Raw genomic sequence first — 17,266 nt, forward strand, 5'->3', positions numbered from 1 at the left:
TATATGATAAGTAAACTATACTATATAGTTTACTTATCATATACATTGTTTTTTAAACTTCAGGTCTACCCTTAAGTCTTTTTTCAATTTTTTGTTTTTTAGCAGTGATGATCTTCATCATTTCCATGATCTCCGGATCTTTATTTTGTTTGTAGATTTCATTAAGACTCAAAACGAGATCTTTTGCTTCTCTAGATGCTTCAACTCGATCACTAGTGGACATATTGCTCATACTTCTGCCCTCAAACTCACGTGCTTTCTCCATTAATTCCATAACTCAATATTTATTGTAATAATAAAAATGTTTTAGACTATTTGATAAAAAAATAAACTATTTAGCCTTTAATTTAACACTTTTGGGGTAAATATATAAAAAAAAACCACATTTATCATCTCTTATATATAACTGAAATAAATGAAATGATAAATGATGATTATACTTGGTTTTGATAAATAGATGTTTTTTTAGCAAATGTTGTGTTTACTTCAAATATTTAACTAATTAAATACATTGTTTTTTAAGTTTTTATCCATTTTATAATTTGATAATCTATTATTTTCAAAAAAATAAATAGATAATATTTTTATTGCAAATAAATAGGACTGGGATCTCCATTATATAAAAACTGGACTACAATTATTTTTTTAAGAAGTAATATCATTGTAGATATACTAAAAATGTAAAAAATGTATAACGGAGATTTGAGTTCTAAAGAATATGATGGATATTATGGTAGATATATTGATAAAGTATCTCCAAAACAAGATTTGAGAGAAGGTTTCGAAGTAGGTCGAAATACTGTAAAAATCTTTTTTGAGTCGATTTCTACAGATAAGCAAGAATATAGGTATGATAATAATAAGTGGAGTCCAAAAGAAATTTTACAACATTTAATAGATACTGAGCGTGTATTCATGTATCGATGTTTCCGTATTGCTAGAAATGATAAAACTTCTTTGGCAGGGTATGATCAGAATATATATGTAGATCCTTCAGGAGCGAATCAAAAATCGATGACCGAATTGATAAGTGAATTCGAAATAGTGAGACAGAGTTCTATTTCCTTTATTAAAAGTGTTACGGATTATCAGTTAGCATACATAGGTAATGCTAGTGGAGGGGATATGTCTGCTCGTGCAGCAGCATTTACAATTATTGGTCATGAGATTTGGCATATTGACATTATTAAAGAAAGATATTTAGTATAACTTTAATTCACTAATATAGCTTTGGAGATATTGACTAACATAGTCTTTATAAAAAATAAAAACCAGAAGTTTCAAACTTCTGGTTTCAAACTAAATGCATTTTAACAAGCACAAAGATTTTCATTTTCATACCAAACTACCGTGGTACCGCCTCCGCTAAATTCTTTTCTGGTAGTGAATGATGTACAAACTTCACCAGCAGGACAATCATTAGAATTTAATACACATGGTCGATTAGAGCATGAATCAGATATTATTTCATCACCTACTTCTATAGGCCCAACCATACCTCCTTTAATGTTTTTTTGCTGATTTCTGTCTAGTGTTCGCCCCAGGTTTAACAACTTTTTTTTCATGATGATAATTATTTTAAAAATGATTAATTCCCTGAACAATTTAAAAGACACTCAGGGAGTGTGTCTCATATTTATAAAAGTGAAATAAAATAAACAATACAGTTGTAAATGATCTTTTTAAAAAGATATAGGGGCTTTGTTTTTTCTTAAAGATAAGATAGAATTAATATAGTCTCGATTATAATTAACTATTTTTTAAGGATTTAGCATTTTATTTTCTTAGCTTAGAGAGGCTCAGGAATAACGAGATATACTATTCTGTAATAATATTAATATTGTTTATAAAAGTTGTTGCATTAATAAAAATAGGTGTTCAGAAAGACAGCTATTTTTTTAAGATGTTATATGAATTATGATGCGATAATCGACTTAATGTGAAGTTGTAATTCGGGGATTATTTCTTTTTTAAACCATTCGTTTTTAGCCTGCCATATATTATTTCTTGGAGATGGATGTGGTAGTACAAAATAATTAGGTAGGTATTCTTTATAATTTTTCACAGATTCTGTAAGTGTTCTTTTAAGTTTATTTCCTAAGTAATATTGTTGTGCATAGGTACCAATTAATAGTATAAGTTCTACATCCTTCATATTGCTTAGTAATTTTTGATGCCATAATGGAGCACATTCCTTAGTAGGAGGTAGGTCACCAGATTTTCCTTTTCCAGGGTAACAAAAACCCATTGGAATTAAAGCTGTGATTTCAGAATTATAAAAAGTGTCATTATCAATTCCCATCCACGCTCTTAAATTTTGTCCACTTTTATCATCCCAAGGAATTCCGGATTTATGAACAACACTTCCTGGAGCTTGTCCTATAATTACAATTTTACTTCGTGTATTAGCAGAAATAATAGGTCTCGGACCTAATTCTAATTTTTGGGCGCATACGTCACATTTTGAAATTGAAGATAAAAGAGTATCCATATAATGTTGGAAATTTAGAAGGTTAAATTACAAAATATTCTAACAGTTCATGTTAATAATAAGCTTATTATAAAGACAATACATTCATCTCCTTTTTTAGAACGTATTGCCCTAACTTGTGGTTTGTATTATTCAGCTTGATCTATTTAGTCGTGTTTTTGTGTATTTAATAAGGAAGAGCTTAAAAGTTTAACAAAAGTTTAAGTATGTGTGTTTTTAATGATTTTTTCGTTGTTTTTGGTGTGTTTCTTTGAGAATTATTTAATTATTAAAACAAAGTTAATTAATTGTTTGTCAGTTGTTTATGGTTGGTTGGTTGAAAGAGCTACTTTGCGGAATCCTACGTTGTGGATTTAATCGTAGTCCTCTTTCAGAGTATGGAAGTTTAATATTATTTTTCTACTTTTAAAGCTAACGGAAGTTAGTCTTGTAACAAAACTTTAGTAATCTCTTCTAGTAATTGATTAGTTAAAGTGTTTTTTACAGGAAAAAGTTCATCAGACTTATTTTAATATTCACTCAATCAAAAAAGAGGTTTATGAAACGTAGAGATTTTATTCAATACACAGGATTAGGAGCAGGCGCTTTAATGATGCCTTCATTACTTCTGGGAAATGATATTCCCGCAGAAGCATTGCTTAATCCGGGAATGGATATTGCCATTCAGAAAAAGATGGCGGATGTCGCACTCAATACTGCAAAATCATTGGGAGCAACATATGCCGATGCCAGAATAGGTAGGTATTTAAACCAATATGTATTTACTCGAGAAGATAAAGTACAAAACGTAGTTAATACAGAATCATTTGGTATCGGAATTCGAGTAATTGTTAACGGTACTTGGGGATTTGCATCTACCAATAGTGTTACCGAAGACGGAATTAAGAAAGCTACAGATCAAGCAGTAGCAATAGCAAAAGCAAATTCTAAATTTCAAAAAGAAGAAGTAAAACTGGCTCCAGTAAAATCACATGGAGAAGTATCTTGGAAAACTCCTATAAAAAAGGATTTTAAAGATGTACCAGTTTCCGAAAAAGTAGACTTACTATTATCGGCAAATGCAGCAGCATTAGAGAACGGAGCTAATTATGTCAATTCTGGACTCTTTATGGTAAATGAACAGAAATATTTTGCATCTACAGATGGATCATATATTGATCAAGATGTACATCGTATCTGGCCAACATTTACAGTTACCGCAATTGATAAAGGTACTGGTAAATTTAAATCACGCCAAGCAATGAGTGCTCCAATGGGTATGGGGTATGAGTATATGGACGGATTAGCTTCAGAAAAATTAAAAGGCCCTGAAGGTCTCAAACTATATCGTGGAAGTTATGATATTATAGAAGATGCAACATTGGCAGCTAAGCAAGCGAAGCAAAGGTTAACTGCTAAATCTGTTGAAGCTGGTAAATACGATTTAGTACTAGAACCAAATCATTTAGGGTTAACAATTCACGAATCTGTTGGACATCCATTAGAGTTGGATAGAGTTTTAGGATATGAAGCCAATTATGCAGGAACAAGTTTTGCTACCTTAGATAAATGGAAGACTAAAAACTTTAAATACGGTAGTGATATTGTAAACTTAGTAGCAGATAAAACCCAAGTAGGATCCTTAGGAGCTGTAGGCTATGATGATGAAGGAGTAAAAACTAAGAAATGGGATTTAGTTCGTAACGGTGTATTAACCAATTACCAGGCAATACGTGATCAGGTTCATATGATAGACCAAAAAGAATCTCATGGATGTTGTTATTCTCAGAGTTGGAATGATGTACAATTCCAGCGTATGCCTAATGTTTCTTTAGAACCAGGAAAAGAGAAGTATTCTATAGACGATATGATCAAAGATGTAGAAAAAGGAATCTACATAGCAGGTAGAGGTTCTTATTCTATAGATCAGCAACGATATAATTTCCAATTTGGTGGAACTGTATTTTTTGAAATCAAAAACGGAAAAATTGTGGGTATGCTAGATGATGTAGCGTATCAATCTAATACACAGGAGTTCTGGAATTCTTGTGCTAAGATATGTGACAAAGATGATTACCGAATGTTCGGATCATTCTTTGATGGTAAAGGACAGCCTTCACAAGTAAGTGCTGTATCTCACGGAAGTTCTACTACACGTTTTAATGGCGTGAATGTGATCAACACAGGTAGAAAAATTTAAATCACAGTCTTATTTACAAATAAAAAATATCATGGCAATATATTCCAAAGAAGAAGCAAAACAGATTATGGAAAAGGCATTGAGCTTTTCTACTGCAGATGCTTGTGAAGTAAATTTAAGCGGAAGCGAAAGCGGTAATATCCGTTATGCTAGAAATACAGTGTCTACAGCAGGACACAGATCGAATCAAACCTTGGTTGTACAATCTAATTTTGGAAAAAAATCGGGTACAGCTACGATTGATGAATTTGATGATGAATCATTAAAAAAAGTGGTAAAAAGAGCCGAAGAACTGGCAAAACTCTCTCCAGAGAATCCAGAATTTATGGCCCCACTGGGACCACAGACATACGATAAATCGATTACATATAAAGAAGCCACAGCAAAGGTATCACCAGAATATCGTGCAGAAGTTGCTAATAGCAGTATCGAACCAGCTGCTGCTAAGGATGTTACTGCAGCGGGGTTTTTTAACGACTCCGCAGGTTTTAGCGCAATGATGAACTCTAGTGGTTTGTTTGCATACAACCAATTTACAGATGCTAGTTTTACAGTAACTATGCGTAGTAATGATGGTACTGGATCTGGTTGGGTGACTAGAGATTACAATGATATTTCTAAGTTTGATGCAGTAGAAGCCTCAAACGTAGCGATCAATAAAGCAGTAATGTCTAAGGAAGCAAAGGCAATAGAACCAGGAAAATATACGGTTATTTTAGAGCCAGCAGCTTCAGTTGGTCTTTTAGGTAATATGGCGTTTGCATTTAATGCACGTACGGCAGATGAAGGACGTAGTTTTATGTCTAAAGAAGGAGGAGGAACCAAAATGGGGGAAAAGATCGTAGATGAGCGAGTGAATATATGGTCAGACCCTTTAAATCCAGAAGTGCCTACAGGAACTTGGAACGGTTCAGGACAACCACTTAAAAAGACAAGTTGGATAGAAAATGGAGTAGTGAAAAACCTAGCATATAGTCGTTATTGGGCAGAGAAAAAAGGAGTAGATCCTGTTCCTTTTCCTAATGGATTTATTATGCAAGGCGGTGATGCTTCATTAGAAGATCTTATCAAAGGAACTAAGAAAGGTATTTTAGTTACGCGATTATGGTATATCAGAACTGTAGATCCACAAACATTATTATACACAGGACTAACCAGAGATGGAACTTTCTATATAGAAAACGGAAAGATTAAATATCCAGTTAAGAATTTCAGATTTAACGAGAGCCCAATCATTATGCTAAATAACCTAGAAACTCTAGGAAAGCAGGTTAGGATTGACGGAAATCTGGTGCCTTATATGAAGATACGAGACTTTACCTTTACCAGTCTTTCTGATGCAGTATAATCTTGTAGTACTGTCTTAACTAAAAATTAGAAACTATCAGATAGAGCGTAGTTAAAATGTATAGTGTAAATCACATATTTTTTAATTACGCTCTAATGGTAGTAATTGGTTTAAGAGAATCCTAATTAACTTTAATTTTAGATCATTTAGTATTTAATAATCTATATTGTTTCCTTAGTATACCTAGTTAATTTCATATTGAGCAATAAATTTTTCTTTACACGATTACAATACGAATCAGGAGATTGGGATGTAGACCAAAGGATGCCTTCTAATCTGTTAAATTCTCTTGTGGAGTATACCACCTTAAAAGTAGACACTCAAGAAAAAATCATCTCGTTAAGTAGTGATGAAATTTTCAAAAGTCCATTTTGTTATATTTCTGGTCATAAGTTAGTACAGTTCACTAAAAAGGAAAGAGAAAACTTTAAAAAGTATGTAAACAACGGTGGTTTTGTTTTTGCAGATGATTGTAATCACGATATTGATGGGTTATTTTCTAAGTCTTTTGTTAGGCAGATGGGGGATATTTTCGGTCCACAAGCGTTAAAAAAGATACCTAATAATCACGAAATTTATAAGGTGTTTTTTGAGTTTGAAGATGGACCTCCAACTACATCTCAGGAATTAAATGGATGGGGAGATGATATTGTACATGATTATTTAAAAGCAATAGTTATTAACGGAAGGATAGGAGTTTTATTCAGTAACAAGGATTATGGTTGCGAATGGGATTATGATTTTAGAAATAAACGGTGGTATAAAATAGACAATACCCGATTTGGTGTTAATATCGTGATGTATGCATTAACATCATAAAAGATAGAATTCATATGGATAAAGAGTTAGTAGATATAGAACAAGAAGTACATATTCTTACCGAAAAACTTCAGAAATTAAGGAAGGAAATAGGGAAGGTTATTACAGGCCAAGAAGAAACTATAGAACAACTATTAATTACCTTTCTTGCAGGTGGTCATGCACTATTAGAAGGAGTTCCTGGTTTAGCCAAAACCTTAATGATTAGAACTTTGGCTCAAGCCATTGATTTAAACTTTAAGAGGATACAGTTTACGCCTGATTTAATGCCGTCTGATATTATTGGTACAGAGATACTAGAAGAAGATTATAGCACAGGAAAGAAGTTTTTTAAATTTAATAAAGGACCTATTTTTTCTAATATCATATTGGCGGATGAGATCAATCGTACACCACCAAAAACACAAGCGGCTTTGTTAGAAGCAATGCAAGAGTTTGAAGTAACTTATTCTGGAAAAACATATGAATTAGACAAACCATTTTTTATTCTTGCTACGCAAAATCCAATAGAACAATCAGGAACATTTGCATTACCAGAGGCACAACAAGATCGTTTTTTATTGTACATAAAAATTGGGTATCCTACGGAGTCAGATGAAACAACAATTTTAAAAAATACGACAGGTTCGAAAAAAGAAACCTTGAATAAAGTAATTTCGGGGGACGATATTATTAGGTTACAACATTTGGTTAGAGAAGTCCCTATAAGCGATGATCTGATCTCTTTTGTCAGTAAAGTTATAAGAGCTACCAGACCAGAAACAACAACGAATTCTTATGTGAAGGAATGGGTCAATTGGGGAGCAGGACCACGTGCTGGTCAAGCAATGATATTAACGGCTAAGGCTAGAGCATTAGCAAAAGGAAGATTATCAGTGACTTTAGATGATCTTAAACACGTAGCCATACCTGTTTTAAGACATAGAGTTATTGTCAATTTTAGAGCAGAGTCAGAGGGTATTACACCTGATAATGTTACACATCATCTATTAGATGATATAAAAGTATGAGCTTAGAAAAAAGAAGTAAGTGAGACAAAACTATCATCAATTATTAAAACCAGAACTGATAAAAAGTGTTTCTGGCTTATCGCTTATAGCGAGGGTGATTGTTGATGGGTATTTGTCGGGACTAAATAATAGTCGTAATGTAGGTTCGGGAATGGAGTTTACTCAATTTCGTAATTATGAACCAGGAGATGATCTAAGATTGCTGGATTGGAAAATGCTGGCCAGATCAGGGCGATATTATATCAAACAATCGGAGGTAGAAACCAATATTTCTATAAAATTTATTTTGGATGCTAGTAACTCTATGTTACACAAAGAGCAGGAACTTTCTAAAATGGATTATGCCAGAGTATTAGTAGCTTCATTAGGATATATGTCTCAAAAACAAGGCGATGCTATTGGATTGTTTGGATTAAACGAAGATCGTTTATATGATTTATATCCTAAAATCCAGAAACAGCATTACAATCGCTTTTTATTAGAACTGGCCAATATAGAGAATAAAGGCAAGTGGCCTGCGAATCCAAATGCATCAAAAAGCTTACATGACCGCAATCATAAAGAACTCATTTTTTTTATAACAGATTTATACGAGCATGATGAAGAGTTAACTTCTTTTATAAAACGATTAAAAACCCCTAGAAACGAGGTGGTGGTATTACATCTTATGGGAAATAATGAATTAGAGTTTTCTTATAAAGGAACTGTAACATTCGAGGATTTAGAGACAGGAGCAAAGCTAAAAATAGATACGAAGACCGCTAAAAAAGAATACTTAAAGGCTTTAGAGGCCATGATCAGTACTACAAAAGATACTTTATTGATGAACGATATTAGTTATCATATGTTTAAATTAAATGATCATATCGGAGAGGCGTTACAAGTGTTCCTTAAAAAACGAAATAATCTAATCTGATATGTCTTTCTTATATCCTACATATTTATGGGCATTATTAGGACTCTTGGTACCTTTGGCCATACACCTTTGGAGTAAAAAAGAAGGAAAAACAATAAAAGTAGGTAGTACTAAATTATTAAGCGAATCAGACTCTAAACAATCCAGAAGCATCCAATTGAATGAATTATTACTACTAATTCTTAGAATGGTATTAATAGCAATGTTAGTTTTCCTAATTGCTGGATTTCAAATTAAGAAAAGAGCGAATTCGACTCCAATAACATATATCATAGAACCTACGTTGGTACAAGATCAGAGGATACAAACCATTGTAGATACTCTAGAAAGTGGAACATCGCTGCGACTCTTAAAGACTGGTTTCCCTGAGTTGGATAAAGATGAGTTTGATTTTAAAAATGACGAAACACCTAACTATTGGCAATTAGCAAAGGATATGGAAACATTGCGTTCCGATAGTATTGTTGTTTTTATAAGCGCAAAGATAACCGGGTTAAAAGGAGCTCGACCAACGATTTCTAAAAATAGTACTTGGATCGCATTGGATAATAACGAATCTGTAGAAAGAGTTCTCAGCGTAACTAAAACAAAAGATACAGTAGAAATACTCTCAATGACAAGTGATCAAAATGTAGCATCTTTTAATAAAGAAAGAGTAGCGAAGAATAGCAATACACTCGGGTATACTAGAACAAATGATAGTTTAGTCTTTTCGGCTAAAGGAAAAGAGCAAACGGTAGCACTTACAGCGGAACGAACAGCGAAGGTGATGTTGGTGTATACAGATAGTCTAAAAACTCAAAAAAAATATATTGAAGCATCGCTAAATGCAATATCAAAATATCTAAGGAGAACTATAGATATCGAAATACGAACAGCAACAGAAGACATAGCGTATTCAGAATATGATTTGGTAGTTTGGTTATCTACAGCGAGTGCTCCTAATACGACAACAAAATTATTGGTGTATCGTCCGGATACATTTGCTAATACTATTATTGAAGCAGGGATTTCGAGCACCATTTTTTACCTTACAGAACCGTTGAATAGAGAGAATAGTATTGATAAACACCTGTCAGAACAACTTTTGCAATTGTTTGATTTTTATAAAGAAGAAAAATTAGATATCGGTAACTATGATATGCGAAGTATTGATATATCAGAATTTGAACCCATAACTTCGGTGAGTGCAGGAGATAAAAAACAATATGAATTGTTAGATATTTCTAAATGGTTGTGGTTATTAGTAGCAATTGGATTGATAGCAGAACGAAGTATCGCAAAATATAGAAAACAATAGTGAGATCAGGATATAATATATTAGTTGAATTTAGACAGCGATGGCAACTGATGCTTTGGTTAGAAGTGATCTTATATGCCGCAGGTCCTGCAATTCTTGTATATGTTGTCTCTTCTAGTGTTTTATGGACTGTGATTGCGCTACTTGTGGTAGCAAGTATTGCTGCAATGATCATAAAACCATGGAAAAAGAGTTTACAAAATATTGCTAGTTATATCGATCTGCATTTAGAGGGGACAGAATATAGTACGAGTCTGCTATTAGCATCAGAAGAACATTTATCTGGTTTAGCCAGAATACAGCAACACAGAATCCAGGATGTATTGATCACAAAGCTAAAAACCATCAAACCTCCGCATCATTTGATTAGAGGAATTGTATTGGTAATTGTATGTGTGTTGATCGGTTTTGTGTTATACAAATTTGATCTATTTGGAGCAATACAAAAATCTCAGCAGCCCAAAACTATTCCAGAAACCATTGTTTTTACAGCCACGGATTCTACTGAGATTTCAACAGCACCGCCAAAAATTCTAAAGCAAGAACTACTTATTACATATCCACGATATACACAACTTCCTGCTGCCAAAACAACCACAATGGATATCAAAGCGGTAGAAGGATCGCGCATATCTTGGCAGATACAGTTTGATAAAGAGATTAAAGAAGTGACTATAGAAAGTGCAGACAATAGGTATGCTATGGAACAGATCGATGGAGTATATAAAGGGAACACTGTGCTTAGCACTTCTGGATTTTATAATTTTAAGTTTACAGATCACCAAAACAACTCGTATGTGTCAGATTTGTATGCTATCGAAGTGACAAAAGATAAGAGTCCTACTGTGGCCATTAAAGGAATAAAACAATTTACTTCTTTTGATTATGAGCAATCTAAAAAAGTATCCTTTATCACAGAAATTAAAGATGATTATGGGATTGAAGATGCCTATATTATTGCTACAGTGAGCAAAGGTTCTGGTGAATCGGTAAAATTTAGAGAAGAGAAACTCAATTTTAGCAACGTAACTACAGGAAATAAAAATCTAAACCTTTCTAAAAGGATTGACCTAGATCAGATGAATATGGAACCAGGTGATGAGCTGTATTTTTATGTAGAAGCTTTGGATCGCAAAAGACCTAAAGCCAATATTTCCAGAAGCGAAACCTTTTTTGCAGTAATTAAGGATACCATTTCCGATACTTTTGCGGTAGAAGGAACGATGGGAGTAGACCTGATGCCAGATTATTTTAGAAGCCAACGACAATTGATTATAGATACCGAAAAACTTCTTAAGGACAAATCTAAAATGACTACCCAAGAGTATAAATCCAGAAGTAACGAGTTAGGTTTTGATCAGAAAGTATTGCGCCTTAAGTATGCGGAATTTATGGGAGATGAATCAGAGTCAGAAGGTATGACAGAAGGTGATGAACATGATGATGAGCACGAGCACGAAGAAGAACACGGTCATGAAGAAGGACACGAGGAAGAAGATCCATTAGCAAAATACACCCATAAACACGATAGTCATAATGAACATAATCTGGTAGAGGAAAAAGAAAAAAAAGAAGACCCTCTAGAAGAATATTTACATAATCATGATGATCCAGAAGAGTCTACACTCTTTACACAATCACTAAAGAGCAAGTTACGCCAAGCACTGAATGAAATGTGGGATGCAGAACTGTATTTACGATTATACACACCAGAAAAATCACTGCCTTATCAGTACAGAGCGCTAAAACTAATCCAGGATATTAAAAATAGCGCTCGTATTTATGTACATCGCATTGGTTTCGATCCTCCACCCATCAAAGAAGATAAACGATTGACGGGCGAAACTGATAAGGTAGCTGGGTATAGAAAAACAGAAGAACTAGAACAAGAAGATCTGTATCCCGCAATACGTGAATCGATCGCTAGATTAGAAGCACTCATCTCAGAAAAAACGGGGATTACGGAGGATGATAAAAAACTTTTTGGCAAAGCCGGAAATGAGCTAGCCATAAAAGCGATAGAAGATCCAGGAAAATACCTAGAAACATTACAACAGCTAAAATGGATTTCTGAAGATGTAACAGTCCCAGAAGAAGCATTGATTGCATTGCAAAAAGGACTATTTATGGCACTACCAGCAGTATCACCAAATCCTGTAAAAACAGCACAGCAATCGAGCGAAATAAATGATTTATTAGTAAAAGAGTTAGAAATTCATGATTGAGAATATTACTTTTTTACATAGTAATTGGATGTGGCAGATTGGGTGTAGTGCGCTGGTACTATGGTTAGTTTTTGTTTGGAAAGAATTACCTCTCTGGGGAAAACCAAAGTTTTGGATCAGAATCACGGTTGCGCTTCTTGCCGTGATATCTATAACGATCATCGCGCTAAAACCTGCTCGATCGATACTGCCTAAAAACACCAAAGTAGCACTACTAACTCCAGGATATGAGCGATCACAGTTAGACAGTTTAAAAAAAATATATAAACGATTACAGACGGTTGATTATATAGAGAATCAGCCCATTTTTGGGAAAGCAACAACTTCTGATACCGTTTTTGTATTGGGATCTGGTGTAGCGCCTTTTGATTTTTGGCAGCTAGCGAATAATCAGGTACAGTATGTGTCTGGAGATATCCCCACAGGAATCATTAGATATACATATGATCAAGAAAAAGTAGTAGGAGCAGAGTTTGGACTAGAAGGGATCTATAATAATCCAATAAAAGGAAATAGATTGGTACTAGAAGGACCTGGAGGCAATGGCCTGGATTCTATTAACTTGGTTGCAGATGCAGAACAATCTTTTAGTTTACGTACCAAATTAAAAGCGAGTGGTACCTATATCTTTTGGGTAACCGAAAAAGACGCTGCAGGAAAAATAGTAGCTAAGGATCCAATTCCAATGAAGGTGCAGGATCGTAAAAAATTACAAGTGTTGATCGTTAATGACTTTCCTACGTTTGAGACCAAGTATCTAAAAAATTACCTCTCCGAAATGGGCCACGAGGTATTGGTAAAGAGTAAAATAACCAAAGGAAAGTATAAGTTCGAGTATTTTAATAGAGACCGAACACCGATGGGTGCTTTTACCGAGAAAAACCTGAGTCCCTTTGATCTGGTGATCTTAGATGCTAATACAATCAAGAATCTTGGAAGAAATGCGACCACAGCGTTAAAGAATGCAGTAAGACAACAAGGATTGGGCGTGTTTATCCAGCCCGATGAAACCTCCTTTAGATCCAGAAAAGGATTTGCAGGATTTGATTATATATCGGTAAAACGTACAGAAACGAAGCTACCTATTGCACCAAAAACCAAGATAACAACTTATCCCTTTGTTTTTAATAATCAAACAGAGATTCTAGCCGTACATCGCAATACAGATAAGAAGATCATTTCTGGATATAAATATATAGGAAAAGGAAAAGTAGGCACTACGGTAATAGGGGGTACTTATGAATTGATTTTGGATGGCAATACCCAAGAGTATCAACAACTATGGGCAGGAATACTTACAGCAATTGCTAAAAAAGAAATTGCTGAGGTAGATTGGGATACCAACCAATTATTAGCGATAAAAGATCAACCCTATATTGCTACGCTTAGAACCAAAGTAGCTACACCAGAAGTAATAATAGCAGATGGATATCGCATAGCGATGCAGCAAGACATACACATACCCAATCGTTGGCAGGGAACCACCTATCCTAAAAAGCTAGGTTGGCACCAAATCTCGATTGCACAAGACAGTAGTGCGGTATTGGAGTATTATGTGACGGATACCATCGCTTGGCGATCACAGTTGGTATATGATAAGATGCAACAAAACAGTCGCTTCTTTGATCGATCCATACCTACAGCCACAGCAACAAGGGCTCCTGTAGCACCCATAAATCCAATAGGGTTATATATCTTCTTTCTATGTTGTATGGGATATCTATGGCTAGTGCCCAAAATAGAAACTACCTAACTAGATGCTTATTTCCCTATTTTATAAAAGCTGATTTCTTGATAAAAAGAATATATCTTATTTGGATTTTAGGGAAATTTTACCCTATTTTTAGATCTTAACAAAAAAAGATAAGTATTAGTAATAATCATTTGTAAGTGTTTGTAATCATTTACAAATGAAAATATACTTTTAATAAGGTAACTATATCCGCATGTTGGCTACCATTTGAATTCACTCTATCAATAGACAGATATTTTAATACTTTTTCCTTTTTTTATTGCTACAAAAACTTTTAAAATTGTTTAAACGCTACAAAATTTCACTTATAAGTAAAATTATCATATATTTGCAAGCCATATGTTTTCGAAATGCCAATTGATTAAAGTACCTCAATTTAGTGGACCAAAGGGTTCTATATATACTATATTAATTGATGAAGAAGAAACAACAGCGTTCAAAAACTTTGTAATGGATAATAATGATTCATTTAAAAGTGAAATAAAAGATATAGTTGGACGTTTAAAAACTATGGGGTTTAAAACAGGTATGAAAGAAGACTTTTTTAAACTTTACGAAGGCAACCCTGGAGATGGTGTTTGCGCCTTGTATGACAAAGAAGATAGTAACTTAAGATTATATTGTATTCGTTATGGCTCTCAAATTGTAATACTTGGTAGTGGTGGTCACAAACCAAAATCTATTAGAACTTTCCAAGAAGATAAAAATTTAGAGAAACAAAATTTTATTCTAAGAGACTTATCAAAACTTATTACCGAAAAAATGCAAGACAAAGAAATTTGGTTTAGTGAGGATGGCTTAGATTTTGAAGGCGACTTAATAATAGAAAACTATAATTATGAATAAATCTGCACAAGAAAATTTTGACTTTATAGACGATATTTTAGAAGAAATATCGCCTGTAGAAATGAAAAAAATTGAACAGCGTATGCTTAATGCGGAGAAAATCCGCAAAGCTATGGATGCAAAAGGGTGGAACAATACCAAATTATTAGAAGCGCTAAATATGAAAAGCCCGAGCATTATAACTAAATGGTTAAGTGGAACTCATAATTTTACTCAAGACACTTTAGTAGAAATAGGAGAAGTTTTGGAAATCAATTTCTTTGAAACGATAGAACAAAAAATCACTATAGAATTTAGTTTTCCAGTTTTAGAAAACAAGACAGATGGATTTGATTCATTTAGCAGTTTGGATTATATATTAAATTCAAATCAAATTAATTTATCAAATTCCTTTAATAATTGTACAGAATATCGAGCTTAAATTATGTCTGAAGAAAAACCATTTAATTTTCAAATAAAAGGTATTGAAATTCTTGATACAAGTATTGTAAGACCAAAGAATAGAATCGATGGAAATACAGTATTTGGATTTGATTTGCAGGCACAGCACAGTTTTAATTTAGAAAAAAAATTAGTTATAGTAACATTAAACATTGATGTGTTAGATAACAATTCTAAAGATAAATTAGGTCACGTCAATGCAAGTTGCTTATACTATGTTGAAAATTTCAAACAATACTTTGATGAAAAAACAAATACACCAAACCTACCTCAAGGTGTTGTTACTACGTTAAACTCTATTTCTATTTCTACACTTAGAGGAGTTATGTATGGGATTTTTAGAGGTACATTTTTAAATGGCGCTATTCTACCTGTAGTTAATCCAAATATGCAAATAAAACGGTAGCCAACAATGGGTATATTGCATAGCCTCCTAACGTCAGCTACGACAACATACCCGCAACGTTAGTAATAATTTGAAAAACAAATCAATGAACTCGAACATTGTGGGAAAACTTGAACAGGATGAAGAATTTGATGAATGGTGGTATGGTGGGAATTTAAAAGCCCCTATTTTAAAAAATGAGGAATTACCTGTTACATTCACTGGATTTGTTCCTGAAAAAGACTTGAATTTTATAACAGAAGCTGATAGTGCATTAGAGAATTTGACAAAAATAGAGGACTATGAAACCATTACGAATTTGATACATAAAAGTTGTATTGAATTTGTAAATGGAATTGAAGAAGAATATCGAGATGAATTTCAAGAGTTTCTTGACATAAAGAATAAAACAGAAATATGGAATTACATAACTTTTAATGAGATTCACGTAGAGCGAAGAATATGGTCTGATAAGGATATTTATGTGAGTATAAAATGTAATTGTGAGTGGGAAGAAGAGCATGGACTTCAAATAGTTTTCAGACAAGGTAAAATGATCACACGAATTAGTGGAATTGACGGACATATAACAGAAGCGGATGCTTATGGAAAAGATGATAATGAAGATTATTTACTAAATAAATATAACAAAATCTATTGCTAACAATTTGTATAATGTATAAGCATCCCGAGGATGCAAACGCATCATAGAATGGACGTTACACCTAACCTTAATAAACAACATGAAAAAAGGATTATTAATTTTAACGCTACTACTAATAACTTCATTTTCTTTTGCGCAGAAGGATTTTTTAGCAGGAAAATGGAAATATGAAAAAATCCCTGACCATATTGAAATAGATGAACAAGGACTTAAAATGGCTAATGAATTTTTTAAAGACATGACTCTTTCATTCGACCAAAATAATTATACTCAAATTGTAATGGGGAAATCAGAAAGCGGAACATGGTCTTTAATTAGCGAAAGTACTTACGAATTCAGTTCATCAAAAGGTTATAAATATGAAGTTATAATTAAAAAGATTAGTAAAAATCAAATCATATTCAAACAGAAAAATAGAGCATGGCAATTAATAAAATCTGACCAAAAGGCTGCTATTGAGATTCAACAGAATTCACTAGATAAAATAGAAGGCTTAAAAATAATTGCGAAAAACTTACTTGGAAAATGGTTTTATAATGGACGAATAAAAGATGGAAAAGAGAGTGGGGTAATACTTAAACACAATAAAGATGAGGTCGTTAATTACGAATTCAAAAAAGATGGAATGTTCATAAACAATGCACCACTTGATATAGAACTTATTGGTATTTGGAAAATCGAAAAAGATAAAAAGACTCTTGTCATTGAAAGTGAAAACAAAACTGAATTCATAAAAATTGTAAAACTTGACGGTAAAGAACTTCATCTTTACAATCCTAAAAATGAATCTATTTTGAAATTCAAAAAAAATGAAAACTAGGTGTAACAGTTTGTATAGTTCATATCCTCCCTTTGGGAAGTAAATACAACATATATAAAACGTTAGTAG

The 17,266-nt window shown here is 33.3% G+C and carries 17 protein-coding genes; 14 read left to right on the forward strand and 3 right to left on the reverse strand.

Annotated elements, in window-relative coordinates; genetic code table 11:
• Window positions 1-52 precede the first annotated feature (52 nt).
• Complete coding sequence (locus tag D1815_RS01240; RefSeq protein WP_027391981.1) at window positions 53-274, reverse strand: hypothetical protein; 222 nt, start codon at window positions 272-274, stop codon at window positions 53-55.
• 413 nt (window positions 275-687) lie between these two features.
• Between D1815_RS01240 and D1815_RS01245 the strand changes: the two genes are divergently transcribed.
• A complete protein-coding gene (locus D1815_RS01245) occupies window positions 688-1,209 on the forward strand; it encodes a DinB family protein (RefSeq protein ID WP_118385610.1) in 522 nt (173 codons plus the stop codon).
• Between the two features lie 101 nt (window positions 1,210-1,310).
• Here D1815_RS01245 and D1815_RS01250 read toward each other — a convergent pair whose 3' ends face one another.
• Together D1815_RS01250 and D1815_RS01255 are read right to left on the reverse strand one after the other, a co-directional pair.
• Entirely contained in the window at window positions 1,311-1,565 is a 255-nt protein-coding gene (locus D1815_RS01250) for a hypothetical protein (protein WP_091409004.1), read from the reverse strand.
• A gap of 350 nt (window positions 1,566-1,915) precedes the next feature.
• Window positions 1,916-2,491: a uracil-DNA glycosylase family protein gene (locus tag D1815_RS01255; protein WP_118385611.1), complete on the reverse strand. Its 576-nt coding sequence runs from the start codon at window positions 2,489-2,491 to the stop codon at window positions 1,916-1,918.
• Between the two features lie 538 nt (window positions 2,492-3,029).
• Between D1815_RS01255 and D1815_RS01260 the strand changes: the two genes are divergently transcribed.
• The 13 genes from D1815_RS01260 (at window position 3,030) to D1815_RS01320 (ending at window position 17,197) form a co-directional block, all read left to right on the forward strand.
• A complete protein-coding gene (locus D1815_RS01260; protein ID WP_027391978.1) occupies window positions 3,030-4,670 on the forward strand; it encodes a TldD/PmbA family protein in 1,641 nt (546 codons plus the stop codon).
• Window positions 4,671-4,701: 31 nt separating this feature from the next.
• Entirely contained in the window at window positions 4,702-6,018 is a 1,317-nt protein-coding gene (locus D1815_RS01265) for a TldD/PmbA family protein (RefSeq protein ID WP_118385612.1), read from the forward strand.
• Window positions 6,019-6,216: 198 nt separating this feature from the next.
• Complete coding sequence (locus D1815_RS01270) at window positions 6,217-6,837, forward strand: DUF4159 domain-containing protein (RefSeq protein ID WP_118385613.1); 621 nt, start codon at window positions 6,217-6,219, stop codon at window positions 6,835-6,837.
• Between the two features lie 14 nt (window positions 6,838-6,851).
• A complete protein-coding gene (locus D1815_RS01275; protein ID WP_118385614.1) occupies window positions 6,852-7,847 on the forward strand; it encodes a MoxR family ATPase in 996 nt (331 codons plus the stop codon).
• 19 nt (window positions 7,848-7,866) lie between these two features.
• Complete coding sequence (locus D1815_RS01280; protein ID WP_118385615.1) at window positions 7,867-8,763, forward strand: DUF58 domain-containing protein; 897 nt, start codon at window positions 7,867-7,869, stop codon at window positions 8,761-8,763.
• Between the two features lies 1 nt (window position 8,764).
• The gene (locus D1815_RS01285) at window positions 8,765-10,063 is read left to right on the forward strand and encodes a BatA domain-containing protein (RefSeq protein WP_118385616.1); all 1,299 of its coding nucleotides are present in this window, start codon (window positions 8,765-8,767) and stop codon (window positions 10,061-10,063) included.
• Window positions 10,063-12,288 carry a tryptophan-rich sensory protein gene (locus D1815_RS01290; protein ID WP_369899354.1) on the forward strand — a complete coding sequence of 742 codons (2,226 nt, stop codon included), beginning with the start codon at window positions 10,063-10,065 and terminating at the stop codon, window positions 12,286-12,288. The genes D1815_RS01285 and D1815_RS01290 overlap by 1 nt, the downstream gene beginning before the upstream one ends.
• The gene (locus D1815_RS01295) at window positions 12,281-14,041 is read left to right on the forward strand and encodes a hypothetical protein (RefSeq protein ID WP_118385618.1); all 1,761 of its coding nucleotides are present in this window, start codon (window positions 12,281-12,283) and stop codon (window positions 14,039-14,041) included. The genes D1815_RS01290 and D1815_RS01295 overlap by 8 nt, the downstream gene beginning before the upstream one ends.
• A 357-nt stretch (window positions 14,042-14,398) precedes the next feature.
• Entirely contained in the window at window positions 14,399-14,887 is a 489-nt protein-coding gene (locus D1815_RS01300) for a hypothetical protein (RefSeq protein WP_199726705.1), read from the forward strand.
• The gene (locus D1815_RS01305) at window positions 14,880-15,308 is read left to right on the forward strand and encodes a helix-turn-helix transcriptional regulator (RefSeq protein ID WP_118385620.1); all 429 of its coding nucleotides are present in this window, start codon (window positions 14,880-14,882) and stop codon (window positions 15,306-15,308) included. Before D1815_RS01300 ends, D1815_RS01305 begins: the two co-directional genes overlap by 8 nt.
• 3 nt (window positions 15,309-15,311) lie before the next feature.
• Window positions 15,312-15,734 carry a hypothetical protein gene (locus D1815_RS01310; RefSeq protein ID WP_118385621.1) on the forward strand — a complete coding sequence of 141 codons (423 nt, stop codon included), beginning with the start codon at window positions 15,312-15,314 and terminating at the stop codon, window positions 15,732-15,734.
• 85 nt (window positions 15,735-15,819) lie between these two features.
• Window positions 15,820-16,377 (forward strand): hypothetical protein, encoded by a 558-nt coding sequence (locus tag D1815_RS01315; RefSeq protein WP_118385622.1) that lies wholly within the window; start codon window positions 15,820-15,822, stop codon window positions 16,375-16,377.
• 79 nt (window positions 16,378-16,456) lie between these two features.
• The gene (locus D1815_RS01320) at window positions 16,457-17,197 is read left to right on the forward strand and encodes a hypothetical protein (RefSeq protein WP_118385623.1); all 741 of its coding nucleotides are present in this window, start codon (window positions 16,457-16,459) and stop codon (window positions 17,195-17,197) included.
• The last annotated feature ends 69 nt before the right edge of the window (window positions 17,198-17,266 follow it).

It is taken from the genome of Aquimarina sp. AD1 (assembly GCF_003443695.1).
Taxonomy (GTDB): Bacteria; Bacteroidota; Bacteroidia; order Flavobacteriales; family Flavobacteriaceae; genus Aquimarina; species Aquimarina latercula.